General features: G+C 73.5%; 27 protein-coding genes and 1 riboswitch. Of the genes, 18 read left to right on the forward strand and 9 right to left on the reverse strand.

From position 1 onward, the window contains the following. Positions 1-125: 125 nt before the first annotated feature. The 12 genes from K7640_RS24410 (at position 126) to K7640_RS24465 (ending at position 9,822) form a co-directional block, all read left to right on the forward strand. Positions 126-761 carry a CDP-alcohol phosphatidyltransferase family protein gene (locus tag K7640_RS24410; RefSeq protein WP_222957233.1) on the forward strand — a complete coding sequence of 212 codons (636 nt, stop codon included), beginning with the start codon at positions 126-128 and terminating at the stop codon, positions 759-761. Then, entirely contained in the window at positions 758-1,705 is a 948-nt protein-coding gene (locus tag K7640_RS24415; RefSeq protein ID WP_222957234.1) for a DUF881 domain-containing protein, read from the forward strand. The genes K7640_RS24410 and K7640_RS24415 overlap by 4 nt, the downstream gene beginning before the upstream one ends. Next, positions 1,702-2,034: a small basic family protein gene (locus K7640_RS24420; RefSeq protein WP_222957235.1), complete on the forward strand. Its 333-nt coding sequence runs from the start codon at positions 1,702-1,704 to the stop codon at positions 2,032-2,034. Before K7640_RS24415 ends, K7640_RS24420 begins: the two co-directional genes overlap by 4 nt. Positions 2,035-2,043: 9 nt before the next feature. Next, the gene (locus tag K7640_RS24425) at positions 2,044-2,994 is read left to right on the forward strand and encodes a DUF881 domain-containing protein (protein ID WP_222957236.1); all 951 of its coding nucleotides are present in this window, start codon (positions 2,044-2,046) and stop codon (positions 2,992-2,994) included. Between the two features lie 53 nt (positions 2,995-3,047). Beyond that, the gene (gene gcvH / locus K7640_RS24430; protein ID WP_222957237.1) at positions 3,048-3,428 is read left to right on the forward strand and encodes a glycine cleavage system protein GcvH; all 381 of its coding nucleotides are present in this window, start codon (positions 3,048-3,050) and stop codon (positions 3,426-3,428) included. A gap of 218 nt (positions 3,429-3,646) precedes the next feature. Continuing rightward, the gene (locus tag K7640_RS24435; protein ID WP_088962138.1) at positions 3,647-4,099 is read left to right on the forward strand and encodes an FHA domain-containing protein; all 453 of its coding nucleotides are present in this window, start codon (positions 3,647-3,649) and stop codon (positions 4,097-4,099) included. 50 nt (positions 4,100-4,149) lie between these two features. Next, entirely contained in the window at positions 4,150-4,854 is a 705-nt protein-coding gene (locus K7640_RS24440; RefSeq protein ID WP_222957238.1) for a MerR family transcriptional regulator, read from the forward strand. 218 nt (positions 4,855-5,072) lie between these two features. Continuing rightward, positions 5,073-5,537 carry a bifunctional nuclease family protein gene (locus K7640_RS24445; RefSeq protein WP_222957239.1) on the forward strand — a complete coding sequence of 155 codons (465 nt, stop codon included), beginning with the start codon at positions 5,073-5,075 and terminating at the stop codon, positions 5,535-5,537. A gap of 209 nt (positions 5,538-5,746) precedes the next feature. Then, the gene (locus tag K7640_RS24450) at positions 5,747-6,337 is read left to right on the forward strand and encodes a MerR family transcriptional regulator (protein ID WP_222957240.1); all 591 of its coding nucleotides are present in this window, start codon (positions 5,747-5,749) and stop codon (positions 6,335-6,337) included. Positions 6,338-6,656: 319 nt separating this feature from the next. Further along, positions 6,657-7,865 carry a nitric oxide synthase oxygenase gene (locus K7640_RS24455; RefSeq protein ID WP_374198120.1) on the forward strand — a complete coding sequence of 403 codons (1,209 nt, stop codon included), beginning with the start codon at positions 6,657-6,659 and terminating at the stop codon, positions 7,863-7,865. Positions 7,866-7,867: 2 nt separating this feature from the next. Further along, positions 7,868-9,097 carry a globin domain-containing protein gene (locus K7640_RS24460; protein WP_222957242.1) on the forward strand — a complete coding sequence of 410 codons (1,230 nt, stop codon included), beginning with the start codon at positions 7,868-7,870 and terminating at the stop codon, positions 9,095-9,097. After that, positions 9,094-9,822 (forward strand): DivIVA domain-containing protein, encoded by a 729-nt coding sequence (locus K7640_RS24465; RefSeq protein WP_222957243.1) that lies wholly within the window; start codon positions 9,094-9,096, stop codon positions 9,820-9,822. Before K7640_RS24460 ends, K7640_RS24465 begins: the two co-directional genes overlap by 4 nt. Positions 9,823-9,828: 6 nt before the next feature. Here K7640_RS24465 and K7640_RS24470 read toward each other — a convergent pair whose 3' ends face one another. Next, positions 9,829-10,488: an NAD(P)H-binding protein gene (locus tag K7640_RS24470; protein WP_222957244.1), complete on the reverse strand. Its 660-nt coding sequence runs from the start codon at positions 10,486-10,488 to the stop codon at positions 9,829-9,831. A 105-nt stretch (positions 10,489-10,593) separates the two neighbouring features. On the opposite strand from K7640_RS24470, the gene K7640_RS24475 reads away from it, so the two are divergent. Next, positions 10,594-11,484 carry an NAD-dependent protein deacetylase gene (locus tag K7640_RS24475; protein WP_222957245.1) on the forward strand — a complete coding sequence of 297 codons (891 nt, stop codon included), beginning with the start codon at positions 10,594-10,596 and terminating at the stop codon, positions 11,482-11,484. A gap of 49 nt (positions 11,485-11,533) precedes the next feature. Next, positions 11,534-11,633, forward strand: a riboswitch (glycine riboswitch). A 74-nt stretch (positions 11,634-11,707) separates the two neighbouring features. Next, on the forward strand, positions 11,708-14,530 hold the full coding sequence (gene gcvP, locus K7640_RS24480; RefSeq protein WP_222957246.1) for an aminomethyl-transferring glycine dehydrogenase: 2,823 nt from the start codon (positions 11,708-11,710) through the stop codon (positions 14,528-14,530). An 82-nt stretch (positions 14,531-14,612) separates the two neighbouring features. On the opposite strand, the gene K7640_RS24485 is transcribed toward gcvP, so the two are convergent. Next, positions 14,613-14,813 (reverse strand): DUF5999 family protein, encoded by a 201-nt coding sequence (locus K7640_RS24485; protein ID WP_088962150.1) that lies wholly within the window; start codon positions 14,811-14,813, stop codon positions 14,613-14,615. A 123-nt stretch (positions 14,814-14,936) separates the two neighbouring features. On the opposite strand from K7640_RS24485, the gene K7640_RS24490 reads away from it, so the two are divergent. Next, entirely contained in the window at positions 14,937-16,127 is a 1,191-nt protein-coding gene (locus tag K7640_RS24490; protein ID WP_222957247.1) for a chorismate-binding protein, read from the forward strand. A gap of 6 nt (positions 16,128-16,133) precedes the next feature. Here K7640_RS24490 and pip read toward each other — a convergent pair whose 3' ends face one another. Genes pip through K7640_RS24505 form a run of 3 tightly spaced genes read right to left on the reverse strand, consistent with a single transcriptional unit; the run spans position 16,134 to position 18,870 of the window. Further along, positions 16,134-17,081, reverse strand: coding sequence for a prolyl aminopeptidase (gene pip / locus K7640_RS24495; RefSeq protein ID WP_222957248.1), 948 nt, complete (start codon positions 17,079-17,081; stop codon positions 16,134-16,136). A gap of 41 nt (positions 17,082-17,122) precedes the next feature. Continuing rightward, complete coding sequence (locus K7640_RS24500) at positions 17,123-17,929, reverse strand: ABC transporter permease (RefSeq protein WP_222957249.1); 807 nt, start codon at positions 17,927-17,929, stop codon at positions 17,123-17,125. Continuing rightward, positions 17,926-18,870, reverse strand: coding sequence for an ATP-binding cassette domain-containing protein (locus tag K7640_RS24505; RefSeq protein ID WP_222957250.1), 945 nt, complete (start codon positions 18,868-18,870; stop codon positions 17,926-17,928). The genes K7640_RS24500 and K7640_RS24505 overlap by 4 nt, the downstream gene beginning before the upstream one ends. Before the next feature lie 74 nt (positions 18,871-18,944). On the opposite strand from K7640_RS24505, the gene K7640_RS24510 reads away from it, so the two are divergent. Together K7640_RS24510 and def are read left to right on the forward strand one after the other, a co-directional pair. Beyond that, positions 18,945-19,736 carry a TetR/AcrR family transcriptional regulator gene (locus K7640_RS24510; protein ID WP_222957251.1) on the forward strand — a complete coding sequence of 264 codons (792 nt, stop codon included), beginning with the start codon at positions 18,945-18,947 and terminating at the stop codon, positions 19,734-19,736. 10 nt (positions 19,737-19,746) lie between these two features. Then, the gene (gene def, locus K7640_RS24515) at positions 19,747-20,256 is read left to right on the forward strand and encodes a peptide deformylase (protein WP_222957252.1); all 510 of its coding nucleotides are present in this window, start codon (positions 19,747-19,749) and stop codon (positions 20,254-20,256) included. 67 nt (positions 20,257-20,323) lie between these two features. On the opposite strand, the gene K7640_RS24520 is transcribed toward def, so the two are convergent. From K7640_RS24520 to K7640_RS24530, 3 genes are all read right to left on the reverse strand, one after another. Then, the gene (locus K7640_RS24520) at positions 20,324-21,892 is read right to left on the reverse strand and encodes a VWA domain-containing protein (RefSeq protein WP_222957253.1); all 1,569 of its coding nucleotides are present in this window, start codon (positions 21,890-21,892) and stop codon (positions 20,324-20,326) included. Positions 21,893-22,043: 151 nt separating this feature from the next. Beyond that, on the reverse strand, positions 22,044-22,817 hold the full coding sequence (locus K7640_RS24525) for a GNAT family N-acetyltransferase (protein ID WP_222957254.1): 774 nt from the start codon (positions 22,815-22,817) through the stop codon (positions 22,044-22,046). Between the two features lie 10 nt (positions 22,818-22,827). Beyond that, positions 22,828-23,178, reverse strand: a complete 351-nt coding sequence (locus tag K7640_RS24530; RefSeq protein ID WP_222957255.1) for a helix-turn-helix domain-containing protein — start codon at positions 23,176-23,178, stop codon at positions 22,828-22,830. Positions 23,179-23,278: 100 nt separating this feature from the next. On the opposite strand from K7640_RS24530, the gene K7640_RS24535 reads away from it, so the two are divergent. After that, positions 23,279-23,881, forward strand: coding sequence for a malonic semialdehyde reductase (locus tag K7640_RS24535; protein ID WP_222957256.1), 603 nt, complete (start codon positions 23,279-23,281; stop codon positions 23,879-23,881). 36 nt (positions 23,882-23,917) lie between these two features. Here K7640_RS24535 and K7640_RS24540 read toward each other — a convergent pair whose 3' ends face one another. Then, positions 23,918-24,691, reverse strand: coding sequence for a TSUP family transporter (locus K7640_RS24540; protein ID WP_222957257.1), 774 nt, complete (start codon positions 24,689-24,691; stop codon positions 23,918-23,920). Between the last annotated feature and the right edge of the window lie 63 nt (positions 24,692-24,754).

Consider the following 24,754-nt stretch of genomic DNA (forward strand, 5'->3'; position numbering starts at 1 on the left):
CGTCGGGGAGGGTCCGGGGCCCGGGAGGGCGGCGGACGCCGGCGGACGACCGGCCCGGTTACGCGCACGTCCCACGCAGCGCCCGGCACTGCCGGGCGTCGGAGGGTGCTGCGAGGGGAGGTTCGGTGTCGCGTCGACCGGCTCGGGAGGAGCAGGCAACGTCGCTGGCGGATGCCGCGCGGGACCGGGTGCTCACCCTGCCCAACGTGATCAGTTTCGTCCGGCTGCTGGGCGTGCCGCTGTTCCTCTGGCTCTTCCTGGTCGTCCGGGCGGACGTCGCCGCCGTGGTGGTGCTGGCCATCGGCGGCACCACCGACTGGGTGGACGGCTGGATCGCCCGCCGACTCGGGCAGGTCAGCCGCCTCGGTGAGCTGCTGGACCCGCTCGCCGACCGGCTCTACATCCTGGCCACGCTGCTGGCGTTCACCGCCCGCGAGGTGGTGCCGTGGCAGTTCACCGGCGCCCTGCTGGCGCGGGAGCTGCTGCTGCTCGGGTCGTTGGCGGTGCTGCGCCGCTACGGCTACGGGCCGCCGCCGGTGCACTACGTCGGCAAGACCGCGACCTTCCTGCTGCTGGCGGCGTTCCCGATCCTGCTGCTGGCCGCGTCGGTGCCGGCGGCGGCGACCGCGGCGGGCGCGATCGGCTGGGGGCTGGCCTGGTGGGGGCTGGTGCTCTACTGGGCGGCCGGCGCGATGTACGTGGTGCAGGCGAGCCGCCTGGTGCGGGCGGTCCGACAACGATCCGGGGGGTTGACGGCGTGAGCGGCACGTCCGGGGAGGAGCGGAGTCCGGCGGGGCGGGCGTACGCGCCGGACTTCCTGACCGAGCTGTTCCGCAACCCGTTGGACCCGGGATATTCGGACGCGGCGGCGGCCCGCCGGCGTCGCCCGCCGGGGCGGGCACCCGGCTGGCGGGGCGCCTCGGTGCGGGTGGTGAGCCTGGTCGTGACGGTGGCGTTGGGTTTCCTGTTCGCGGTGGCGTACCGGCAGACCGCGGCGGCGGAGCCGGAGCGCGGCAAGACCCGCGCGGGTCTGGTCGAGCAGATCCGGCAGCGGGCGGGGGAGACCGACCGGTTGTCGGAGCGGGCGGACCAGTTGCGCGAGGAGGTCAGCCGGCAGCGGGCCGCGGCGTTGGGTGGTTCGCAGGCGGCGCGGTTGCGGGACCTGGAGGCGGGCACCGGGCTGGGCCGGGTGCGCGGCGACGGTGTGGTGGTGCGGTTGGCGGACCCGGCGCAGGACAAGGACGCGGTGACCGGCGCGGGTGCCGGTCCGGCGCAGGTGTTGTACACGGATCTGCAGCGGGTGGCGAACGACCTGTGGGGCGCGGGGGCGGAGGCGGTGGCGATCAACGGGCAGCGGTTGACGGCGACGTCGACGATCCGGCAGGCCGGTGAGGCGATCCTGGTGGACTTCCGTCCGGTGACCGGCCCGTACGAGGTGTCGGCGATCGGGCCGGATTCGATGTTGCGGCGGTTCCGGGACAGTCGGGCGGCGTTGTTGATGCGTGAGGTGGCCGCCACCACGGGGGTGTCGTTCGGGGTTCGGGAGGCGGAGGGCCTCACCCTGCCGGCCGCTCCGGAGCCGCAGCTACGCTACGCCAAGCCGTCGGTGAGTCCGAGTCCGTCCGTGTCGGGTGCCGGTCGGTCTGCCGGTCCCGGGCCGTCCGGTCCGGGTGTGTCTTCCAGCCCCTCCGGAGGTGGCCGATGATCGCGGTGCTGGCGTTGCTCGCCGGGGTGATCCTCGGGGTGTATCTGGACCCCACGGTGCCGGTGGCGTTGCAGCCGTACCTGCCGATCGCCGTGGTGGCCGCGCTCGACGCCGTGTTCGGCGGGGTGCGGGCGAAGCTCGACCGGATCTTCGACGACAAGCAGTTCGTGGTGTCGTTCATTTCGAACGTGCTGGTCGCGGGTCTGATCGTGTATCTGGGTGACCAGTTGGGCGTGGGTGGTCAGCTCTCCACGGGGGTGGTGGTCGTGCTGGGTGTGCGTATCTTCGGCAACGTGGCGGCGATCCGTCGTCACCTGTTCCGGGCGTAGGTTCGCAGGATGAGCGAGGACGAGCGCAGCGGGACCGGCTGGCCGGAGCCGGCGGGGCCGACGCGGCCGGAGGGGCCGGCGGGTGAGCCGGATCCGCGCCCGGAGGCGCCGGACGCCGACGAGTTGAGTCCGTTGGCGCCGGCGGAGTCGGACGGGCCGGGTGGTGATCCGGCGGAGTCTTCCGTTGCTGGCTCGTCCGGTGGTGACGAGGGCGGCGAGGGCGACGTGGCGCCGGCGGCGGGCACGGAGCGGGCCGGTTGGCGGCAGCAGCTCAGTGGCGCCTCGGTGATGATCGGTGTGTTGCTGGCGTTGCTCGGGTTCACGCTGGTGGTGCAGCTGCGTACGACGTCGACGGATCCGACCGCGGGGGCGACCCGGCAGGAGGACCTGGTGCGGATCCTGTCGGATCTGGGGCAGCGGGAGGCGCGGCTGCGGCAGGACATCGCGTCGTTGGAGGAGAGCCAGCGGCAGTTGCGGTCGGGTGAGCAGGGTCGGCAGGCGGCGCTGGAGGAGGCGACGCGGCGGGCGGACGAGTTGGGCATCCTGGCGGGGACGTTGCCGGCGCGGGGGCCGGGGTTGACGGTGCGGTTCGAGGCGGGGTCGAAGCCGATCGAGGCGAACCGGGTGCTGGACGCGGTGCAGGAGTTGCGGGGCGCGGGCGCGGAGGCGATGCAGATCTCCGGTGGGGGTGGCACGCCGGCGCGGATCATCGCGTCGACGTATTTCCTGGACGGGGAGAACGGCGGGCTGGTGGTGGACGGGCGCCGGCTGTCGGGTCCGTTTACGATCACGGTGATCGGTGATCCGGCGACGATGCGCACGGCGCTCAACATTCCTGGTGGGGTGGTCGCGTCGGTTCAGGGTGGCGGCGGTAACGTGATCGTTGAGGATCGTGGGACTGTCGAGGTTTCGGCGCTGCATGGTCCGTTGAAGCTGGAACACGCCCGTCCGGTCTCGTGACCGGCGCGGCCGCGCCGGTTGTCCGGTGCACCGATGGATGAAGGACGCGTCTGGTGATTCCTGAGGATCTGCGTTACACCGCCGAGCACGAGTGGGTGGTGGGTGACGGCGCCGGCAAGGTGCGGGTCGGTATCACCCACTTCGCTCAGGATGCGCTGGGCGACATCGTGTACGTCCAGTTGCCGGACGAGGGCGCGGTGGTGGCGGCGGGTGAGTCGCTGGGTGAGATCGAGTCGACGAAGTCGGTGTCGGAGATCTACGCGCCGTTGAGCGGTACGGTGGCGGCGCGCAACGAGGCGCTCGGTGACACCCCTGAGGTGATCAACACTGATCCGTACGGTGCGGGTTGGTTGGTGGAGATCACGCCGGATGATCCGGCGGCGGTGGACGGTCTGTTGTCCGCCGGCGCGTACCGTGAGCTCATCGAGAGCTGAGAGTTGTCCTGGCCGGGGCGGGAGTTGACTCCGCGCGTCCGGTTGCCCTGCATTTCGGTGCTGGCTAGGCTCGCCCAGTCGACCGAGAATCCAAATAGTTGAGCGTTGGTGCAAGTGCCTTCGTGGCACGGGGGAGCCAGCCGCCGGGTGGTGGTGTTGCCCGGCGGCCAGTCCCGCCATCGCCCGACGCCGACCGATCTGATCCGTGAGGTGGTCCCATGACGCGCCCAGGCGACGAGTTCCCCCCGCTCGACGTCACTTCGACGCTCAATCTCGGCTCGCTCGACGAAGTGCTGGAGGGGCCGGACACCGATGTGGTGCCGAGCCGGATGTCCGGTTCGTTGCCGCCGGGGATGGCGCTGCTGGTGGTGCGTCGTGGTCCGAACGCGGGTGCCCGGTTCCTGTTGGACCATGATGTGACGACCAGTGGCCGGCATCCGGACAGTGACATCTTCCTGGACGATGTGACGGTGTCGCGGCGGCACGCGGAGTTCCATCGGGACGGTGGCACGTTCACGGTGCGGGACGTGGGGAGCTTGAACGGCACCTACGTGAACCGGGAGCGGGTCGAGGCTGCCACGTTGAGCAATGGCGACGAGGTGCAGATCGGTAAGTTCCGGGTGGTGTTCATCGCCGGTCCGCGTCCGGAGGAGGAGGCCGGCCGGGGGTGAACGAGCCTGCGGCTTCGACGCCGCCCGGGGCGGCGCGGTCCCAACCGCTGATGAGTATCGGCGAGGTGTTGGCGCAGTTGCGGGTGGATTTTCCGGACGTGACGATTTCGAAGTTGCGGTTCCTCGAGGCGGAGGGCCTGGTGGAGCCGCAGCGGACGGCGGCGGGTTACCGGAAGTACAGCTGGGACGACGTGTCGCGGTTGCGGTTCGTGCTGGCGGCGCAGCGGGATCAGTATCTGCCGTTGCGGGTGATCCGGGAGCAGTTGGCGGATCGGGATGCGGCTGGTGCGTCGTCGGGTCGGCAGCGGCCGGCGTTGGTGGCGGTGGGTCCCGGTGGTGAGGTGCCGGGGCGTGCTGCGCCGGAGCAGCCGGTCGAGTCGGCGCAGGTGCGGCTGGGCCGGGTGGATCTGGTCGCGCGCAGCGGGATCGCCGAGTCGACGTTGGTCGAGTTGGAGCGGCTCGGGGTGGTGGTGTCGGATCCGCCGGGTTGGTATGACGGGGATGCGTTGATCATCGCGCGGGCGGTGGCGGGTTTGGCGGCGTACGGGTTGGAGCCGCGGCATCTGCGGGGTTACCGGACGGCGGCGGATCGGGAGGTCGGTCTGTTCGCGCAGTTGGTGGCGCCGTTGGCGCGGCAGTCGGATCCGGCGGCGCAGGCTCGGGCGGCGGAGACGGCGCGGGAGTTGGCGGCGTTGTCGCAGCAGTTGCATGCCGCGTTGGTGCGGGTGGGGTTGCGGTCGACGTTGGGTCGGTGATCCCGTGGTGGGCGGGCGTCGGTGTGGGTGCCGGCGCCCGTCGTGGTGGGTGGCTGGCGGAAAGATCTGTGCGGGGAAGCGTGTCGTAGGCTTGCCGGGGTAACCCCTTTCCGGCGACGCGTGGTGCAGGTGGCGCATGGGACGGCCGGGTCGCGGTCCGTGTACCGTGCAGGGAAGGGCGCGGTGCGGGCGTAGGTGACAACGACACGGAGGCGGCGGTGCGCGAGCTGAGCGTGGTCGGGGTTCGGGTGGAGCTGCCCAGCAACCAGCCGATCGTTCTGCTGCGGGAGGTCGAGGGGGACCGCTATCTGCCGATCTGGATCGGCGCGGTCGAGGCGACGGCGATCGCCTACGAGCAGCAGGGGGTCAAGCCGGCCCGGCCGTTGACTCATGATCTTCTTCGGGATGTGTTGGTGGCGTTGGACGCGCCGTTGCGGGCGGTGGAGATCACCGAGCTGAAGGAGAACGTCTTCTACGCCGACCTGTTGATCGGGGACGGGGTGCGGGTGTCGGCCCGGCCGAGTGATTCGATCGCGTTGGCGTTGCGGGTGGGTGCGCCGATTCGTTGTGCCGAGCAGGTCCTCGGTGAGGCGGGGATCGTGATCCCCGACGAGCAGGAGGACGAGGTGGAGAAGTTCCGGGAGTTCCTGGAGCAGGTGCGTCCGGAGGATTTCGCCGGGTGATTCCGGTGGTCCGCGTCCGGGCGGGCCGGTTTTCGGTTGGCCGTCACTGTGGGTGTTGTTCCGGTGCGGTTGGTGATCTTCGCTTTGCGGTGCGGCGTGTCGCGTCGGTTCCTGCGTGGTAACTCTTCGATGTCGCTATAGGGTTGCCGTGTCGAGGGGTGCGCGTTTCGGACGGGGCGTGGCACCGCACGGGCGGGGAGGTGGTCCGGATGCATGAGCCGCGAGATGCCGAGCCGGGTGCGCAGCAGCGGGACGCGGGAGTGGTCTCACCGGGGTCGGTTACCGAGGGTGACGATTCGGTGGGTTACCGGGGTGTGACGGCGTGCCACGCGGTGGGGATCAGCTACCGGCAGTTGGACTACTGGGCGCGGACGGCGTTGGTGGTGCCGAGTGTCCGGGACGCCTCGGGTTCGGGGACGCAGCGGTTGTATTCGTTCCGCGACCTGGTGGTGTTGAAGGTCGTGAAGCGGTTGCTGGATGCCGGGGTGTCGTTGCAGAACATCCGTAAGGCGATCGAGGCGTTGCGGTCGCGTGGGGTGGAGGATCTGGCGGGCATCACGTTGATCTCGGACGGGACGACGGTGTATGAGTGCCGGTCGCCGGAGGAGGTGGTCGACCTGTTGCAGGGCGGCCAGGGCGTGTTCGGCATCGCGATCGGTGGCGCGTTCAAGGAGATCCAGGGTTCGTTGTCGCATCTGCCGGCGGAGCCGGCGGCGGCCGGTGGGGCGGAGTCGGCCGCGCCGGTGGAGTCGGTGGGTGACGAGTTGGCGGCGCGGCGGGCGCGGCGTCGGGCGGGCTGATCTCGGGTTTGGTGGCGCCGCGGTCCGGGTGGGCCGCGGCGTTTTCGTGTCCGGGTGACGGTCCCGGCCCGGTATGTCGCTTGTGGAGGGTTTGCGGGCGGTCGTGTTGTTGACAGTTTCCCGTGCCGCCAGGCACCCTGTTCCCGGTGATCACCACGGGGAACAAAGCATCACTCTGAGTAACGGTGGTGCGAGGTGGAACGGCGCGTGTCGCGCCGTCCGGAGGACGGGGATACGAGCCGAAGTGCACACTGACCACCATGTCGGCCGGCGTCCCGCCGGCACCGCTGTCGCAGCTCCGTCCGCAATGGCCTGTCCGGTGACCGGTTCGGTGTCGGTGGTAGAGCCGGCGGACGAGGCGCCGGTCGGGGCGGCGGCGGACGTCGAGGCGGAGGCGCAGGATTTCCTGCGGTTGTTCCACACCGAGCGCAACCGGCCGGGTCTGGCGGAGCGGTTGGCGCAGGTGCGCGAGGAGATCGCGCTGACCGGGTCGTACCGGCACACCCGTGAGGAGTTGGTGTACGGGGCGAAGGTGGCGTGGCGGCACTCGGTGCGGTGTGTGGGTCGGGTCCGGTGGGCCGGGTTGAAGGTCCGTGACCGGCGCAACGTGACGACGGTGCGGGGCATCGCCCGGGAGTTGGCGGCGCACCTGGCCACCGGGGACAACGGTGGGCGGATCCAGTCGGTGATGACGGTGTTCGCGCCGGACCGGCCGGGGGTCGGGCCGCGGGCGCGGATCTGGAACGACCAGTTGATCCGTTACTGCGGGCACCGGCGGGCGGACGGGTCGGTGCTGGGTGACCCGGCGCAGGTGGCGATGACGGAGGCGGCGCTTCGGCTGGGTTGGCGGCCGCCGCCGGTGCTGGGCCGCTTCGACCTGCTGCCGTGGGTGATCGAGACGGCGGCGGAGGACCCGACGGTGGTGCCGGTGCCGCGGGAGCTGGTGCGGGAGGTGGCGTTGTCGCACCCGGACCACCCGTGGTTCGCCGATCTGATGCTGCGCTGGCACGCGCTGCCGGTGATCAGCAACATGCGGATGCGCATCGGTGGGGTGGACTACAGCTGCGCGCCGTTCAACGGTCACTACCTGGGTGACGAGATCGGCACCCGGAACATGGGTGACACGGCCCGGTACGACCAGTTGCGGGTGGTGGCGACGGCGTTGGGGTTGGACACCAGCCGGGAGGACACCCTGTGGCGGGAGCACGCGGTGCTGGTCATCAACCAGGCGGTGCTGCACTCGTTCCGGCTGGCCGGGGTGCGGGTGTCGGATCCGCACACCGAGTCGGAGCTGTTCATGAAGTTCTGCGCGCAGGAGGAGCGGGCGGGCCGTCCGGTGTTCGCGGACTGGTCGTGGCTCAACGGCAGTGTGGGGTGGGCGGCGTTGCACGCGGTGCACCACCGCTACTACGACGTGCGGGTGCCGAACCCGAATCTCTGGCAGACTGACCGCGCCTACGACCCGGAGGCCGCGGCGGAGTTGACGCTGCGGGAGCGCCACGACATCGCCCGTAAGCAGGAGGACTGACGATGGACAGCGCGGCTCTGCGCCAGAGTTGGAGCCAGTTCTCCGCCGCGGGAGCGGACGCGGCGAAGTACTTCTACGCGACGTTGTTCGTGGTGGCGCCGGAGACCCGGTCGATGTTCCCGACGAACATGCAGTACCAGGAGGACAAGCTCCTCAGCGCGTTGGGGCACATCATCACCAACCTCGACGATCCGTCGGCGTTGTCGTCGTTCGCGCAGCGGTTGGGCGCCGACCATCGGCGGTTCCACGGCCAGGACCAGCGGGGCCGGCACGTGGGGCTGGGGGAGCGGCACTACATCTGGGTGGGGCAGGCGCTGCTGGCCACGCTGGAGCGGTTCCTCGGTCCGTACTGGACGCCGCAGTTGAAGGCGGAGTGGGCCGCGGCGTACGAGGCGGTGGCGAAGCTGATGCTGGCCGGCGCGGCGGAGGCGGAGCGTTCGTCGCCGCCGTACTGGGAGGCGGACGTGCTGGGCGCGGAGCGGCGCCGCTCCGACATCGCGGTGTTCACGGTGCGCCCGAACTATCTGTGCAACTACCTGCCGGGGCAGTCGTTGCCGGTGCAGGTGCCGCAGCTGCGGACCTGGCGGTATCTGTCGCCGGCGAACGCGCCGCGCGCCGACGGGACGATCGACTTCCACGTGCGGGCCACCGGCCGGTTCTCCACCCATCTGGTGCGTAAGTTGCGGGCGGGGGACCGGCTGCTGCTGGGGCATCCGGTGGGGACGGCGTTGTCGGCGTACGACCGGTCGCCGCACCTGCCGTTGCTGCTGATCGCGGGGGGCACCGGGCTGGCGCCGCTGCGGGCGGTGGTGGAGGCGTTGCAGCAGGGCGCGGGGCGGCGCACCACGCTGGTGGTGGGTGGCCGCACCCCCGACGACCTGTACGACGATCAGGCGATGGCGCAGTTGGCGTCGATGCCGCCGGCGCAGGCGTGGCAGAACGGCGCGGCGGGCTGGTTGCGGTACGTGCCGACGGTGGAGTCCGGGTGGGGTTGGCAGGGCGCGATCGGTAAGGCCGCGGACACGGCGGTGCGGTTGGGGCCGTGGGCGGACACCGACATCCTGGTCTGTGGCAGCCCGGAGATGACCCGGGAGACGATCACGACGCTGGCCCGGTCGGGAGTGCAACCGGAGCAGATTTTGACGGAGAGCTACGATCACTCCCTCTATCCGCCCCTCGCCGAGGCCGATGCCACCGCCCCGCGCGACTTCAGCTGGACAGGTGCCCGATGAGCGTCGACCACTCCTCCGACCACCGCATCAGCGTGCCCGGTCTGCTGGATCAGGGTGAGACGGCCCGCCAGTTGGGCATGTTGGAGGCGCGGCGGTTCCGGGGCAGTCACTGGTTGGCCGCCGACGAGGTGACCGACGTGGTGCGGGCCGCCGACGACCGCATCGCGTTGCTGGTGACGGAGTTGGAGCGGCAGAAGCGGGAGAAGCAGGGCCTGCTCAGCCAGGTGGAGATGCTGCGGCACGGCACGCTGCCCGGTTCGTCGTCGGCGCAGCAGGGTCCGGACCCGATGACGGTCGAGCTGACGATGCGGGCGCAGGACGAGGCGAACCGCACGATCGGTGAGGCCAGCGCGGAGGGTGCGGAGATCATCGCGGACGCCCGGCGGCAGGCCGACGAGATCCTGGCCGAGGCGCACCGGCGGGCCGGTGAGGTGGGCGCGGCGCCGGTCAACGGGGCGGTCAACGGCGTGGGCCGCTCGGGCGCGCCGCTCAACGGCGGTGGTTCCGGGCCGCTGCCGGCGGTGGGGCCGGGGGTGCACGAGTTGCAGCGCAAGTTGCAGGAGTTGGAGGAGCGGCACGCCGCGGCGCTGGCCGCGGTGGCGGCCGCCCAGCAGCAGCTCAACCGGTGGCAGACGTACCTGTCGGCGCAGTCGGAGCAGTTGCGGGCCGACGCCGCGGCGGCCGGTGGGGCGGCCGCGCAGCTGCGCAGCGTCCTCGGCGGCTGACCGGGGTCAGCGGGCTTCGGCGGCGGCCACCGCGTCGGCGATCGGGGTGTCCCCGCCGACGAGTTCGAGCACGGCGCCGGCGGTGCCCGGGTGGTAGAGCAGGGCGACCAGGACCCGGGCGACGTCGGTGCGGGTGACGGCGCCCGGCTCGACGTGCGGGGCGAGGGTGATGCGGCCGGTGGGCGGGTCGTCGGTGAGCCGGCCGGGTCGCAGCACCGTCCAGTCCAGGTCGCGGCCGCGTACGTCGTCCTCGGCGGCCTTCTTGGCGGTCAGGTACGCCGCCCACACGTCGTCGCTGCCGGGGCCGGGGGGCTGGTCGACGCCCATCGAGGAGACCAGCAGGTAGCGGCGTACGCCGGCGGCCTGGGCGGCGTCGGCGAGCAGCACGGCGGCGGCCCGGTCGACGGTGTCCTTGCGGGCGGCGCCGCTGCCCGGTCCGGCGCCGGCGGCGAACACCGCCGCGTCGGCGCCGCGCAGGTGCGCGGCGACGTCGTCGAGGCCGGCGCGTTCCAGGTCGCAGGCGACCGGTTGGGCGCCGGCGGCGCGCAGCGCCGCGGCGTGGTCGAGGTTGCGGATCAGCCCGACCGGGGTGTCGCCGCGGCCGGCGAGTTCCCGTTCCAGCAGTCTGGCGATCTTGCCGTGGCCCCCGGCGATGACGACACGCATACCTGCAACCTAACCCGGCGGCAGCGGCGGCGCGCCCGGTCGGCCGCGACGGACGTCACCGGCGTCGGCTCGCCGGCCGGCGGTGGGGTGAGGCAGCATGGACGGGTGACGGAGACGACCGATGCCCTGGCGGGCCTGCTGGCCGGCGGTGGGGTCGTGGTGCTCAGCGGGGCCGGGTTGTCCACCGAGTCGGGCATTCCGGACTATCGGGGGCCCAGCGGCGCGGCCCGCCGGCACACCCCGATGACCTATCAGACGTTCACCGGTGATCCGGCGGCGCGGCGGCGGTACTGGGCGCGCAGCCACCTGGGCTGGCGGCTGATCGCCCGGGCGGCGCCGAACGACGGGCACCGGGCGGTGGCCCGGTTGCAGGCCGCCGGCCTGGTCGACGGGGTGATCACCCAGAACGTCGACGGGTTGCACACCGCCGCGGGCAGCCCACAGGTGGTGGAGTTGCACGGTCGCCTCGACGAGGTGGTCTGCCTGGACTGCGGCAACCGCACCTCCCGGGGGGAGCTGGACCGGCGGCTGCGGGAGGCCAATCCCGGGTTCGACCCGAGGGCCGTGGCGGTCAACCCGGACGGGGATGTGGATCTCGACGACGCGCAGGTGGCCGGGTTCCGCACGGTCGACTGCACGTTCTGTGGCACGGGGATGCTGAAACCGGACGTGGTGTTCTTCGGCGAGACGGTGCCCGCGGCGCGGGTGGCCCGCTGTTTCGCGATGGTCGGCGCGGCCCGGGCGCTGGTGGTGCTCGGGTCGTCGTTGACGGTGATGTCGGGCCGCCGGTTCGTGTTGCGGGCGGCCCGGCAGGGCATCCCGGTGGCGATCGTCAACCAGGGGCCCACCCGCGGCGACGGGTACGCGGCGGTGCGGGTGGACGCGCCGCTGGGCCGGCTGCTGGGTGAGCTGGCCCGGCGCGCCGCCGGGGACACCCCGGACGGCGAGGCGGGGCCCGGTGCGGTGCCGGCCGGGGCGGCGCCAGCGGGTCGGTGACCGCCGGGCGCTCGGTGATCCCGTCGCTGGTAGCGTGGAGCGTGCCGGTACCACCCACGTGGGAGAGACCGCCCGGAATGCACCCGGGCGGCGCCGAAGGGGCAGATTCCTCCCCGGAACCTCTCAGGCAAAAGGACCTCGTGGGCAGGCACTGTGGAGCGCCCTGGCGGGTGTGACTCAGGGGGAGGCCGACCCGTCGACCTCGCCCGCAGGAGCGCACACGATGAGCGCAGAGCAGTTCGCCGACCGTCACATCGGTCCCGCCCCCGACGACGAGCGCCGGATGCTGAAGGCCGTCGGCTACGACTCGGTCGACGCGCTGATGGACGCGGCGATCCCCGAGGTGATCCGCTGGCACGGCACCCTCGACCTGCCCGAGCCGGCCACCGAGGCCGAGGCGATCGCGGAGCTGCGGGCGCTGGCCGGCCGCAACACCGTGGCCGTGTCCATGATCGGCCTGGGCTACCACGGCACCCACACCCCGGCGGTGATCCGCCGCAACGTGCTGGAGAACCCCGCCTGGTACACCGCGTACACGCCGTACCAGCCGGAGATCAGCCAGGGCCGGCTGGAGGCGCTGCTGAACTTCCAGACCATGGTCACCGACCTGACCGGGCTGGCCACCGCGAACGCCTCCATGCTCGACGAGGGCACCGCCGCGGCGGAGGCGATGACCCTCGCCCGCCGCGCGTCGAGGAGCAAGAGCCCGGTGTACGTCGTCGACGCCGACGCCCTGCCGCAGACCATCGCGGTGATCGCCGGCCGGGCCGAGCCGCTGGGCATCGAGGTGCGGGTGGTCGACGTGGCGCGCGAGGACCTGCCGGCGGAGTTCTTCGGCCTGCACCTGCAGTACCCGGGGGCGTCCGGGGCGGTGCGCGACGACACCCGGCTGGTCGAGGCGGCGCACGCCGCCGGGGCGCTGGTGTGCGTGGCGGCGGACCTGCTGGCGTTGACGCTGCTGCGCCCGCCGGGGGAGATCGGCGCGGACATCGCCGCCGGCACCACCCAGCGGTTCGGGGTGCCGATGGGCTTCGGTGGGCCGCACGCCGGCTACCTGGCGGTCCGCTCGGGGCTGGAGCGGATGCTGCCCGGCCGGCTGGTCGGGGTGTCCCGCGACGCCGACGGCAACCCGGCGTACCGGCTGGCGTTGCAGACCCGGGAGCAGCACATCCGGCGGGAGAAGGCGACCAGCAACATCTGCACCGCGCAGGTGCTGCTGGCGGTGATGGCCGGCATGTACGCCGTCTACCACGGCCCGGACGGGCTGCGCGGCATCGCCCGGCGGGTGCACGGCGCGGCGGCGCGGCTGGCGGCCGGGCTGCGCGCCGGTGGGGTCGAGGTGACCGAGGTGCCGTTCTTCGACACGGTCACCGCGATCGTGCCGGGGCGGGCGGCCGAGGTGGTCGCCGCCGCCGCCGACCGGGGTGTCAACCTGCGGCTGGTCGACGCCGACCGGGTGGGGATCTCCTGCGACGAGACGACCACCGGCGGGCACCTGGCGGCGGTGTGGGCGGCGTTCGGGGTGACCGGCGTCGACGGGGAGGTGGACGCCGCGCTGCCGGCCAGGCTGGCCCGCAGCAGCGACTTCCTCACCCACCCGGTGTTCGGCAGCCACCACTCGGAGACGGCGATGCTGCGCTACCTGCGCCGGCTGGCCGACTTCGACTACGCCCTGGACCGGGGCATGATCCCGTTGGGGTCGTGCACGATGAAGCTGAACGCCACCACCGAGATGGAGCCGGTGAGCTGGCCGGAGTTCGCCCACCTGCACCCGTTCGCCCCCGCCGGGCAGACCGCCGGGTACCGGGAGCTGATCGGCCAGCTGGAGGGGTGGCTGGCGGAGGTGACCGGCTACGACGCGGTCAGCGTGCAGCCCAACGCCGGGTCGCAGGGTGAGCTGGCCGGGCTGCTGGCCATCCGCGCGTACCACCGGGACCGGGGTGAGGGGCACCGGGACGTGTGTCTGATCCCGTCGTCGGCGCACGGCACCAACGCCGCGTCGGCGGTGATGGCGGGCATGCGGGTGGTCGTGGTGGGCTGCGACGCCGACGGCGACATCGACCTGGCCGACCTCGACGCGAAGATCGACAAGCATCGGGACGCGCTCGCCGCCATCATGGTGACGTACCCGTCGACGCACGGGGTGTACGAGGCGGGCATCGCGGCGCTGTGCGCGAAGGTGCACGACGCCGGCGGTCAGGTGTACGTCGACGGGGCGAACCTGAACGCCCTGGTGGGGTTCGCCAAGCCGGGGCGCTTCGGCGCGGACGTGTCGCACCTGAACCTGCACAAGACGTTCTGCATTCCGCACGGTGGTGGTGGGCCCGGGGTGGGGCCGGTGGCGGTGCGGGCGCACCTGGCGCCGTTCCTGCCCGGTGACCCGTGCGGCGCGCCGGAGCCGGGCCGGCCGGCGATCGCCGCGGCCCGGTACGGGTCGGCGGGGATCCTGCCCATCCCGTGGGCGTACCTGCGGATGATGGGCGCGGCGGGGCTGACCCGGGCCACCGGGGTGGCGGTGCTGGCGGCGAACTACGTGGCGGCGCGGCTGCGTGGGCACTTCCCGGTGCTGTACGCCGGCAACAACGGCCTGGTGGCGCACGAGTGCATCCTGGACCTGCGGCCGCTGACCAGGGCGACCGGGGTGAGCGTGGACGACGTGGCGAAGCGGCTGATCGACTACGGGTTCCACGCGCCGACGATGTCGTTCCCGGTGGCGGGGACGCTGATGGTGGAGCCGACCGAGAGCGAGGACCTGGCCGAGCTGGACCGGTTCTGCGACGCGATGATCGCGATCCGGGCGGAGATCGAGCAGGTGGGTTCGGGGCAGTGGCCGGCCGGGGACAACCCGCTGGCCAACGCGCCGCACACCGCGGCGATGGTGTCCGGTGACGAGTGGCCGTACGCGTACCCGAGGTCGGTGGGCGGCTACCCGGCCGGGGTGGACCGGATGACGAAGTACTGGCCGCCGGTGCGGCGCGTCGACGGGGCGTACGGCGACCGGAACCTGGTTTGCTCGTGCCCGGCGCCGGAGGCGTTCGAGAGCTGAGGCGGTGGCGCCGGGGGTGGCACGCCGCCCCCGGCTCGCGCGGTGGCGGCGCGTACGCTCCTTGCACGGAGCGTGGTGGTGGTCAGGCGACGAGGGCGTGTCGGGCGGGGCCGCGGTGCGGGGCGATGGTGCTGCCGTCGGGGAGCAGCTCGCCGGTGTCCTCGAAGACGATCACTCCGTTGCAGAGCAGGCTCCAGCCCTGCTCACGGAAGCAGGCGATGACCCGGGCGGCTTCCCGGTCGGTCGCCTCGGCGGAAGGGCAGGTGGGTTGGTGCTGGCACATCGGGTTCTCCGGACTGTGGGGGCACTGTGTCATGGTTCACATGACCAGTGACGCACAGTACCAAGCGCAAGCGCGCGAGATCGAGCAGGCTTACGCCTTGTTGGCCCGAAATCCGCTGAACGGATGAGAAGAATTCGCCCGGACGGTGTGGGAACGCTCCCACAACGGCCGGTGGACACGCCCGCCGCCCCGCGTTCCTGCCGGGACCGGCTCGTCGAGCGGGACCGCCTCGAGTGGCGGCCGTCCGACGGCGGCGACCCGGCCGCGCTGGCCGAGGAGTTCCTGGCCGGACACGGCCTCGGCGCCGCCGACCTGACCCGCCCGGCCGCCGCGCACCGCGACGACGTGTGCGGCGCCGCGCTCTACGTCTCCGCCGCCGCCGGGGCCCGCATGGTCGCCGCCGAGCCCGGCGCGCCGAACCCGGCGCCGGCCCTGCCGGAGCTGGCGATCGTGGTCTACGGCCACACCGACACCCCGCCGCGCCCCGCCGACCCGCCCGGGCACTGGTGGCTCGGCCCGTGGCGCGACAGCTGGACCACCCGGGCGCACGCCGACGCCGTCGAGGCCGTCCGCGCCGCCATCGGTCGGGGCGACGTCTACCAGGTCAACGTCGTCGGGCACGCCGCCGCCGACTACACCGGCGACCCCCGGCCCGCCCTGGCCCGCCTCGCCGGGCTGCCCGGCGCCCGCTACGGCGGCACCCTGCACGGCGCCGGCTGGGCGATCGGCTGCGCCTCCCCGGAGACCCTGGTCGAGGTCACCGCCGGCCGGGTGCTCACCCGACCGATCAAGGGCACCCGCCCGGCCACCGCCGCCGGCCGCCGGGAGCTGCTCGCCTCGGCCAAGGAACGCGCCGAACACGTGATGATCGTCGACCTGGAACGCAACGACCTGGCCCGGGTGGCGCGTACCGGCTCGGTGCGGGTCGACGAGCTGTTCGCCGTACGCCGCTGGTGCGATCTGTGGCAGGCCGAGTCGACCGTCTCCGCGGCCCTGGCCGACGGGACCGGCCTGGCCGCGCTGCTGCGCGCGGTCTGCCCCGGCGGGTCGGTCACCGGCGCGCCGAAACTGGCCGCGCTGGACCGGATCGCCGCCCTGGAACCGGTGGGCCGGGGCGCCGGAATGGGCGCGCTCGGCTGGGTCGGCCCCGGCCGGGTCGACCTGGGCCTGACCATCCGCACCGCGGCCGCCGACGGCCACCGGCTGCACGTGTGGGCCGGCGGCGGCATCACCTGGGACAGCGACCCGGTGGCCGAGGTGGCCGAGGCGGCGGCGAAGGCCGCCCCGCTGCGCGCCCTGCTGGCCGCCGGCTGACCCGGGTCACCGGCGGGCGAACTCGTCGAGCGCCGCGACCACCGTCGCGGTGATGCCGGGCCCGCCGCCGTGGCCGCCGCCCTCGACGATCACCAGCCGGGCGTCGGGCCAGTCCCGGGTCAGCCGCCAGGCGATGTCCGGCGGGCCGCTGACGTCCAGGCGGCCCTGCACCAGCACCCCGGGGATGCCGGCGAGGCGCCCCGCCCCGCGCAGCAGCTCCCCGTCGGGCAGGAAACCCAGGTTGCTGAAGTAGTGGGTGACCAGCCGGACGAAGGCCGCCCGGAACACCGGGTCGGCGTAGCGGGGGTCGGGGGCGTATCCGCCGGCCAGGGAGACGTGCACGTCCTCCCAGTCGCACCAGTGCCGGGCGGCCCGGTCCCGCACCGCCGGGTCCGGGTCGTTGACCAGCCGGGCGTACGCGGCGGACAGGTCGCCGTCGCGGTCGGCCGCCGGCACCCCGGCCCGGAACCGGGCCCATTCGGCGGGGAAGATCCGCCCCATGTCCCGGGTCACCCAGTCGATCTCGCGGCGGGTGTTGGCCACCACGCTGAACAGCACCAGCGCGTCGACCCGCCCGGGGTGGCGCTGCGCGTACGCCAGGGCCAGCGACGACCCCCACGAGGCGCCGCAGAGCAGCCACGCGCGCACCCCGAGGTGCGCGCGCAGCAGCTCCATGTCGGCGAGCAGGTGCGCGGTGGTGTTGGTGGACAGGTCCACGGCCGGGTCGGCGGCGTGCGGGGTGCTGCGCCCGCAGCCGCGCTGGTCGAACAGGATGATCCGGTAGGCGGCCGGGTCGAACAGCCGCCGCCACGACGCGGTGGCGCCGGAGCCGGGGCCGCCGTGCACCACCAGGGCGGGCCGGCCGTCGGGGTTGCCGCAGGTCTCCCAGTACACCCGGTGGCCGTCGCCGACGTCGAGCAGCCCGTGCGCGTACGGCTCGATCGGTGGATACATCCCGGCGTCGCCTCCCCACAGCACCCGACAGCCGGGCCACCCTACCGGTCCAGGCCCCGCCAGCGGCGTACCGCCAGCGGGCCGCTGACCGCGATCAGCAGCAGCGGCCACGCCACGGCCAGCGCGACCGCGTGGTCGGCCGGCCACCCGGCACCGCCCCAGCCGGGGTTGCCGAACAACTCACGGCAGGCCGCCACGGTCGCCGACAGCGGGTTCCACTCGGCGACCGTGGCCAGCCAGCCGGGCATGGTCTGCGGGGCCACGAACGCGTTGGAGGCGAAACCCAGCGGCCAGACCAGGATCTGCAGCGCCGCCACCGACTCGGGGGCGCGCAGCAGCAGCGCCAGGTGCACCCCGACGACGATCATGGCCAGCCGCAGCAGCAGCAGGAGCCCCGCCGCGGCCAGCGCCCGGCCGACGCCGAGGTGCCACTGCCAGCCCACCGCGAGGGCGCAGCCGAACAGCACGGCCAGCGCGGCGACGGCGTGCAGCGCGTCGGCGCCGGCGCGGCCGGCCACCACCGCCCAGCGGGCGATGGGCAGCGACCGGAACCGGTCGGTGACCCCGCGGGCGGCGTCGGTGGCCACCGCCGTGTAGGTGGTCTCGATGCCGAAGAGCATGGCCATGGCGAACATGCCGGGCAGCAGGAACTCCCGGTAGTCGCCGCCGCCGGGCACCGCCATCGCCCCGCCGAGCAGGTAACCGAACATCAGCACCAGCAGCACCGGGAAGAGCAGGGTGATCACGACCGGGGCGGGTTGGCGGACCCAGTGCCGCAGCGCCCGGCCGGTGAGGGTGGCGGCGTCGGCGAGCGCCGTGCGCGGGCCGGAGGTGGGCAGCACGCTCACGCCGCCACCTGAGCCCGGTCGGTCAGGTGCAGGAACACCTCGTCGAGGGTGGGCCGGCGCAGCGTCACGTCGGCCGCGGTGAGCCCGGCGTCGGTAAGCGCGGCCAGCACGGTGGCCAGGGTGGCGACCCGATCGGCGGCGGGGACGCTGACCCGCAGCGCCTCGGGGTCGACCCGCGGCGGGCCGGCGACGGCCGCGCGCAGCGTGTCGGCGACCCGGGCCAGGTCGGCGACCTGGTCGCAGACGACCTCGACCCGGTCGGCGCCGAGGTCGGCGCGCAGCCGGTGCGGGGGCCCGGCAGCCACCACCCGGCCGTGGTCGACGATCGCGACGGTGTCGGCGAGCCGGTCGGCCTCCTCCAGGTACTGGGTGGTGAGCAGCACGGTGGTGCCGGCGGCGACCAGGGCCCGCACCGCCTCGTGCACGGTGGCCCGGGCCCGCGGGTCCAGGCCGGTGGTGGGCTCGTCGAGGAAGAGCACCGGCGGGTCGAGGATCAGCGCCGCGGCCAGGTCGAGGCGCCGCCGCATGCCCCCGGAGTACGTGGCGACCGGCCGGTCGGCGGCGCCGGTGAGCGCGAAGCGGGTCAGCAGTTCCTCGGCCCGGGCCCGGGCGCGGGCCGGGGACAGGTGGTGCAGCCGGCCGAAGAGCACCAGGTTCTCCCGGCCGCCGAGCACCTCGTCGACGGCGGTGGCCTGACCGACCAGGCCGATGCGGGCGCGTACCCGGCCCGGTTCGCGGCGCACGTCGTGCCCGGCCACCCGGGCGGTGCCGGCGTCGGGGCGGGTGAGGGTGGTCAGCACCCGCACCAGGGTGGTCTTGCCCGCGCCGTTGGGGCCGAGCACCGCGCTGACCGTGCCCGCCGGCACGGTCAGGTCGAGGCCGGCCAGGGCCTCGGTGTCTCCGTAGCGTTTGCGCAGCCCGTCGGCCTCGATGACGTTCATGTGTTATCCCCTCCCGATCCAACCGTGCGCCGTACCGTACACCATACGGTACGGGCGGCGGTAGGGTGACCGGCATGAGCGTGGAGTACAGCGGCACCGGCGACCCGGCGCGCAGCCTCGCCCTGCTGTGGCGCACCCGGGAGAAGGCCAGCCGCCGTGGCGGCGACCTGAGCGTCGACCGGATCGTGCGGGCGGCGATCGAGGTGGCCGACGCCGAGGGCCTGGGCGCGCTGTCCATGCGCCGGGTCGCCGAGCGCCTCGGCGTGGGCACCATGTCCCTCTACACCCACGTGCCCGGCAAGGGTGAGCTGCTCGACGTCATGCTCGACACCGCGTACGGGGAGACCGCCCGCCCGGACGACGTGCCCGGCGGCTGGCGCGGCCGGCTGGCCCAGATCGCCCGGGAGAACTGGGCGCTGCACCTGCGCCACCCCTGGCTGTTGCAGATCGCCACCACCCGCCCGCCGCTGGGCCCCAACGTCACCGCCAGGTACGAGTACGAGCTGCGCGCCGTCGACGGCATCGGCCTGACCGACCTGGAGATGGACGCCGTGGTCACCCTGGTCGACAACTACGTGCACGGGGCGGTGCGCGGCGCGGTGGAGACCGCCCAGGCGGCGCAGCGCACCGGGATGACCGACGAGCAGTGGTGGGGGGCGCACGCCCCCTACCTGGAGAAGGTGCTGGACCCGCGCCGGTTCCCCCTGGCCGCCCGGGTCGGCGCCGCCGCCGGGCAGGAGTACCAGGCCGCCGGCGACCCTGCCCGGGCGTTCGAGTTCGGCCTGCAACGCCTCCTGGACGGGGTGCAGATGCTCATCGCGGGGCGCGACGCCGGTGGGCCACCGCCGGCGGTAACGACCGGATAGCCTTCCGGGCATGACTATGCGTCCCATCCGGATCATCGGTGACCCCGTGCTGCGAACCACCTGCGAGCCGGTGACCAGCTTCGACGCCGAGCTGCGCGCCCTGGTCGGCGACCTGATGGACACCCTGCTCGGCGCGCCCGGCCGGGCCGGCGTGGCCGCGCCGCAGATCGGGGTCGACGCCCAGGTGTTCGTCTACGACGCCGACGGGCACCGCGGCCACGTGGTCAACCCGCGCATCGAGCTGTCCGAGGAGACCCAGGACGATGACGAGGGCTGCCTGTCCATCCCCGGCCTGTACTTCCCGACCCGGCGCGCCCTGCACGCCACCGTGCACGGCTACGACCAGCACGGCCAACCGTTGACCGTGGCCGGCAGCGGCTTCCTGGCCCGGGCGTTGCAGCACGAGACCGACCACCTGGGCGGGCGGCTGTACGTGGACACCCTGCGCGGTGACGTCCGGCGCCGGGCGCTGCGGGAGATCCGCGCCGGCCGGTTCGCCTCGCCCAGCCGCCAACCCTGACCCGTACGGTCCCGCAGGGGGCGACCGTCGGCGGTCGCCCCCTGCGGGATCGTGGCTCAGCGTCGGGTCACTTCGGCGGCGGGGCCACCAGGCAGACCGCGGTCGAGGAGACGTTGCCGGAGAAGTCGACGGCGGTGATCAGCGCGTCGCCGCGCAGGGTCACCTTGTAGTCGATGTCGCCGGTGCCGTCCTTGACCCGGGACTGGGCGCCGGGCGCCTGCACCAGCTTGATCTTGGTGCCGGCGGGGAACGGGCCGAATTTCACGCTCGGGTCCGCGGCGTCACCGATGTAGACCTTCACCGCGGGGTCGACGATGTCGGTCGCCGTGAGCTGGTAGAAGCCGTCCGGGTTGTACGAGCCGGGCACGTTGCCGCCGCTGGGGTTGTTGGTCGGCACGCAGCCGGTGGTCGGCGGGGTGGTGTCGCGCACGGTCATCGTGGCGGTGTCGCTGCCGGTGTTGCCGGCCGCGTCGGTGGCGGTGCAGGTGACCAGCGTGGCGCCGAGCGGGAAGGTGCTGCCCGGCGGGGGCACGCAGGTCGGGGTGAGCGGGCCGTCGACGTTGTCGGTGGCGGTGGCCGGGTAGTTGATCACCGCGCCGGCCGGGCCGGTCGCCTCGACGGTCTGGTCGTCCACCACGACCACCGGCGGGGTGACGTCGTTGACCGTGACGCTGATCTGCTGCCGGAAGGCGTCGCCGCCGGAGACGCCGTTGAGCAGGAAGTCCACCGTGCAGTGCAGGGTGGCGCCCTGGGCGGCGTCGGCGGCCACCGCGATCGTCTCGGCGAACGGCACGTCGGTGCCGCTCTGCTGGGTGCGCGAGGGCGCGTCGAAGCTCACCGACAGGCCCGGGTCGCAGGACACCACGGTCGGGGTGACGGTGACGTCGAGGTCGCGCAGCCCGTCGAGGATCGCCGCGGTGACGGTGTCCGGGGAGCTGTCGACGAGCTGCCCGCCGGTGGCGGCGGCCACGGTGGCGGCCTGCCCGTCGTCGTTGAGCCCACCACCGGCGGGCCCGACGTTGACGGCGAGCACCCGGGCCGCGTCGGCCTGCAGCGCGGCCGTCGCGTCGGCCAGGGTGTGCCCGGCGCTGGGGTCGTGGCTGGGCGCGTCGCCCACCAGGACCACGATCCGGCTGCTGTCCGGCCGGTAGCTGACCGCCCCGCTGGAGACCTGGAACAACGCGTTGATCCACGCCTCGGGGAAGTCGCCGCCGCCGCCGGCGGCCAACCCGTTCACCGCGTTCTGCAGGGCGGTGGCGTCGCCGGTCAGGTCCTGGCGTACCCGGAACAGCTCGGCCCCGTCGCCGGTGTCCCGGTAGGACGCCACGGCGAACTCGGCACCGGGCTGCGCGGCGCGCACGTTGGTGATGATGGTCTGCAGGTTGGTGCGGACGTCGGCGATCGCCCCGCCCATGCTGCCGGTCGTGTCGACCAGCAGCACCACGTCCGGCTTCGGCGGGATCGCCGGAGTGGAGACCAGTTTGCTGATCGGGATCGACGTGCCGGGGTCCGCGTCGCGGTCCACCGTGGCGGGATTGACGCCGGGCGCCGCCCACGCGGGCGTGGCCAGCGCGGTCAGCATCGCCGTCGCGGCGGCGACGAGCGTTACCACCCGCGGTAGTGCTGGTCTTCTCATGGTGTTTCCCCTTCGCTCCGCCGCGGGGGTGGACGCGGCCTCTGTCGCCGAGGCTAGGGGGCGCACGAGAGCCGGCCGGTCCGACACAAGCCCAGGTCAGGGTCGGCTTTCCGACCCGCCACGGGGGCCGGGCGTGGCAGGGTGTCGCCGGTCAGCGGCGGGCGTGCAGCCAGCCCTCGACGAACTGCGCGGCGTCGGTGAAGCCGAGCCGCGCGTACAGCCGTCGGGCGGCGGTGTTGTCGGCCCGGACGTTGAGCGCGACGGTGTCCACGGTGTCCGCCAACCGCCGGCACAGCGCGGCGACCGCGGCGGTGGCCAGCCCCCGCCCGCGCGCGGCCGGGTGGGTGGTCACGTTGCCCAGCGCGGCGACCCGGTAGGTGGGCGACCAGACGTGCACCCCGGCCACCGCGACCAACGCGTCGTCCTCCCGGACCCCGAGGTAGTGCCCGGTGTCCAGCATCCGGGCGTCGAAGTAGTTGCCCGGGTAGGCGGCCTCGTACAGCTTCTCCAGCTCGGGCAGGTCGGCGGCGGTCAGCGGTCGGCCGGCCGGGATGACCCGGCGCGGCAGGGTGGGGTCGGTGAGCACCATCCGGTGGTGCGGCGCCGGAGACGTCAGGGTGAACCGGTCGCGCAGCGCGGGGTGCAGGCCGGGGGAGAGGTGGACGTAGACGCGGGCGGGCAGCAGCGGCGCCAGGTCGGCCAGCAGCGCCGACATGCCCGCCACGTCACCGCCGACCGGGTGGGCGATAAGCACCGGCTCCTCGCCGCCGTGATAGAGCAGCGCCACCTGGTCGCCACGGCGGAACCACGAGGTGTACGGCCAGCAGAAGTCGTCCAGGTCGCCGAGCTGGTAGGCGTGCAGGGCGGGGTCGGCGGCGAGCAGGTCGGCGAGGACCGCCCGGTCGTGTTCGGCGCGTACCGGCATCGGGCGATGATCACATGTCCGGGTCGGCGGGCAGGTTCTGGTGCGCCCACCTGGCCAGCGCGTCCAGGGCCGGCACGAGGGCGTCGCCCCGGTCGGTGAGCTGGTAGCTGACCCCCACCGGCGGGCCCTCGCGGACGGTGCGGGAGACCAGCCCGACCCGGGCCAGCTCGCCGAGGCGGTCGGAGAGCACCGACTCGCTGATGCCGGGCAGCGCCCGGGTCAGCTCGGCGAAGCCGGCCGGCCCGTTGGCCAGCGTCCCGAGGATCACCCCGTTCCACCGTTTGCCCAGGAACGCGAAGGCCCGGGCGATGCCCTGGTCACAGGTGCCATGCCCGCCTCGCAGCTCCGGACCGACAGTCATGCCGTCAAGGATACGGGTGACGTCGACAACATCGTGTGCTTCTAAAAAGCTAGCTGCTATCGTTCGAGGAGCAACGGCCACTTTCGGAGTGAGGAAACCGATGAGCGAGCTGATCTCCCTCGACCCGCGGGCCCGGGCCCAACTGTTCACCGGGGCCCGCACCGCGAACACCTTCACCGACGAGCCGGTCACCGACGACCAGCTCCGCGCGATCTTCGACCTCGCCAAGTACCCGCCCACCGCCGTCAACGCGCAGCCGCTGCGGGTGCTGTTCGTCCGCCCCGGCCAGGCCCGCGACCGCCTGCTGGAGCACATGGCCGAGGGCAACCGGGCCAAGACCGCCACCGCCCCGGTCGTCGCCGTGCTCGCCGCCGACACCGACTTCCACGACACCATCCCGCGGGTCTTCCCGATCCGCCCCGAGCTGCGTGACGTCTTCGCCGCCGACGCCGTCACCCGGGAGGGCACCGCCCGCTTCAACGCCACCCTGCAGATCGGCTACTGGCTGCTCGCCGTACGCGCCGCCGGGCTGGCCGTCGGCCCGATGGCCGGCTTCGACGCCGACGCCATGGACAAGGAGTTCTTCACCGACAGCGGCTGGAAGTCGCTGCTGGTGGTCAACATCGGCCGGCCCGGCCCCGACGCCTGGCTGCCGCGGCTGCCCCGCCTCGACTACGACGAGGTCATCCGGCACGCCGCCTGAGCGGCCCCCGCCCGACCGGCCGGCCACCCGCGCCGGTCAGGCGGACCGCCACTGGTCGTAACCCAGCTTGGCCACCAGGGCCAGCACCACCACCAGCAACACCACCCGCACGAAACCGGACCCACGGCGCAGCGCCATCCGCGCCCCCAGCACCGCCCCGGCGATGTTGCACACCGCCATCGCCGCGCCGAGCAGCCACCACACGTGCCCGGTCAACCCGAACACCACCAGCGCCCCGAAGTTCGTCCCGGCGTTGACCAGCTTCGCCATCGCCGAACCGTGCAGGAAATCCGCCCCGACCAGCGCGGTGAACGCCAACACCAGGAACGTGCCCGTCCCCGGCCCGATCAGCCCGTCGTAGAGCGCGATGCCCACCCCGGCCACCGCCACCGCCACGACCACCCGACCCCGGGTACGCCGCTCCGGCCGCGACACCACCCCCAGGTTCGGCCGCAGCAACACGAACACCGCCACCGACAGCAGCACCACCAGCACCACCGGCCGGTACGCCCGCGCCGGCACCGCCCCGGCCAGCGCCGCACCCACCCCGGCGGCCACCACCGCCAACCCCGCCGACGGCCCCGCCACCCGCCAGTCGATCTTCGTACGCCGGGCGTAGGTGACCGCTGCGGTGCTGGTCCCGGCGATCGCGGCCAGCTTGTTCGTGCCCAACGCCGTGGCCACCGGCAACCCCGGGGCGGCCACCAGCAACGCCGGCAGCAGCAGCAACCCACCACCGCCGACCACCGCGTCCACCCACCCCGCCACGGCGGCCGCGGCGAGCAGCGTACTCAGCGAGAACGGATCCACGGGCGGCCATTCTGCCCACCACCACCGCCACCCCGGGCCCGGCTGTGGCCAGCCTCACCACCG

This window comes from Micromonospora sp. PLK6-60, assembly GCF_019890675.1.
Classification (GTDB): Bacteria; Actinomycetota; Actinomycetes; order Mycobacteriales; family Micromonosporaceae; genus Micromonospora.

Excerpts from the sequence above, each read along its gene's own strand:
- K7640_RS24420 (WP_222957235.1), top strand. The coding sequence starts at position 1,702 with ATGATCGCGGTGCTGGCGTTGCTCGCCGGGGTGATCCTCGGGGTGTAT.
- K7640_RS24425 (WP_222957236.1), top strand. The coding sequence starts at position 2,044 with ATGAGCGAGGACGAGCGCAGCGGGACCGGCTGGCCGGAGCCGGCGGGG.
- K7640_RS24435 (WP_088962138.1), top strand. The coding sequence starts at position 3,647 with ATGACGCGCCCAGGCGACGAGTTCCCCCCGCTCGACGTCACTTCGACG.
- K7640_RS24440 (WP_222957238.1), top strand. The coding sequence starts at position 4,150 with ATGAGTATCGGCGAGGTGTTGGCGCAGTTGCGGGTGGATTTTCCGGAC.
- K7640_RS24450 (WP_222957240.1), top strand. The coding sequence starts at position 5,747 with ATGCATGAGCCGCGAGATGCCGAGCCGGGTGCGCAGCAGCGGGACGCG.
- K7640_RS24460 (WP_222957242.1), top strand. The coding sequence starts at position 7,868 with ATGGACAGCGCGGCTCTGCGCCAGAGTTGGAGCCAGTTCTCCGCCGCG.
- K7640_RS24465 (WP_222957243.1), top strand. The coding sequence starts at position 9,094 with ATGAGCGTCGACCACTCCTCCGACCACCGCATCAGCGTGCCCGGTCTG.
- K7640_RS24470 (WP_222957244.1), bottom strand. The coding sequence starts at position 10,488 with ATGCGTGTCGTCATCGCCGGGGGCCACGGCAAGATCGCCAGACTGCTG.
- gcvP (WP_222957246.1), top strand. The coding sequence starts at position 11,708 with ATGAGCGCAGAGCAGTTCGCCGACCGTCACATCGGTCCCGCCCCCGAC.
- K7640_RS24485 (WP_088962150.1), bottom strand. The coding sequence starts at position 14,813 with ATGTGCCAGCACCAACCCACCTGCCCTTCCGCCGAGGCGACCGACCGG.
- K7640_RS24490 (WP_222957247.1), top strand. The coding sequence starts at position 14,937 with ATGAGAAGAATTCGCCCGGACGGTGTGGGAACGCTCCCACAACGGCCG.
- pip (WP_222957248.1), bottom strand. The coding sequence starts at position 17,081 with ATGTATCCACCGATCGAGCCGTACGCGCACGGGCTGCTCGACGTCGGC.
- K7640_RS24505 (WP_222957250.1), bottom strand. The coding sequence starts at position 18,870 with ATGAACGTCATCGAGGCCGACGGGCTGCGCAAACGCTACGGAGACACC.
- K7640_RS24510 (WP_222957251.1), top strand. The coding sequence starts at position 18,945 with ATGAGCGTGGAGTACAGCGGCACCGGCGACCCGGCGCGCAGCCTCGCC.
- def (WP_222957252.1), top strand. The coding sequence starts at position 19,747 with ATGACTATGCGTCCCATCCGGATCATCGGTGACCCCGTGCTGCGAACC.
- K7640_RS24520 (WP_222957253.1), bottom strand. The coding sequence starts at position 21,892 with ATGAGAAGACCAGCACTACCGCGGGTGGTAACGCTCGTCGCCGCCGCG.
- K7640_RS24525 (WP_222957254.1), bottom strand. The coding sequence starts at position 22,817 with ATGCCGGTACGCGCCGAACACGACCGGGCGGTCCTCGCCGACCTGCTC.
- K7640_RS24530 (WP_222957255.1), bottom strand. The coding sequence starts at position 23,178 with ATGACTGTCGGTCCGGAGCTGCGAGGCGGGCATGGCACCTGTGACCAG.
- K7640_RS24535 (WP_222957256.1), top strand. The coding sequence starts at position 23,279 with ATGAGCGAGCTGATCTCCCTCGACCCGCGGGCCCGGGCCCAACTGTTC.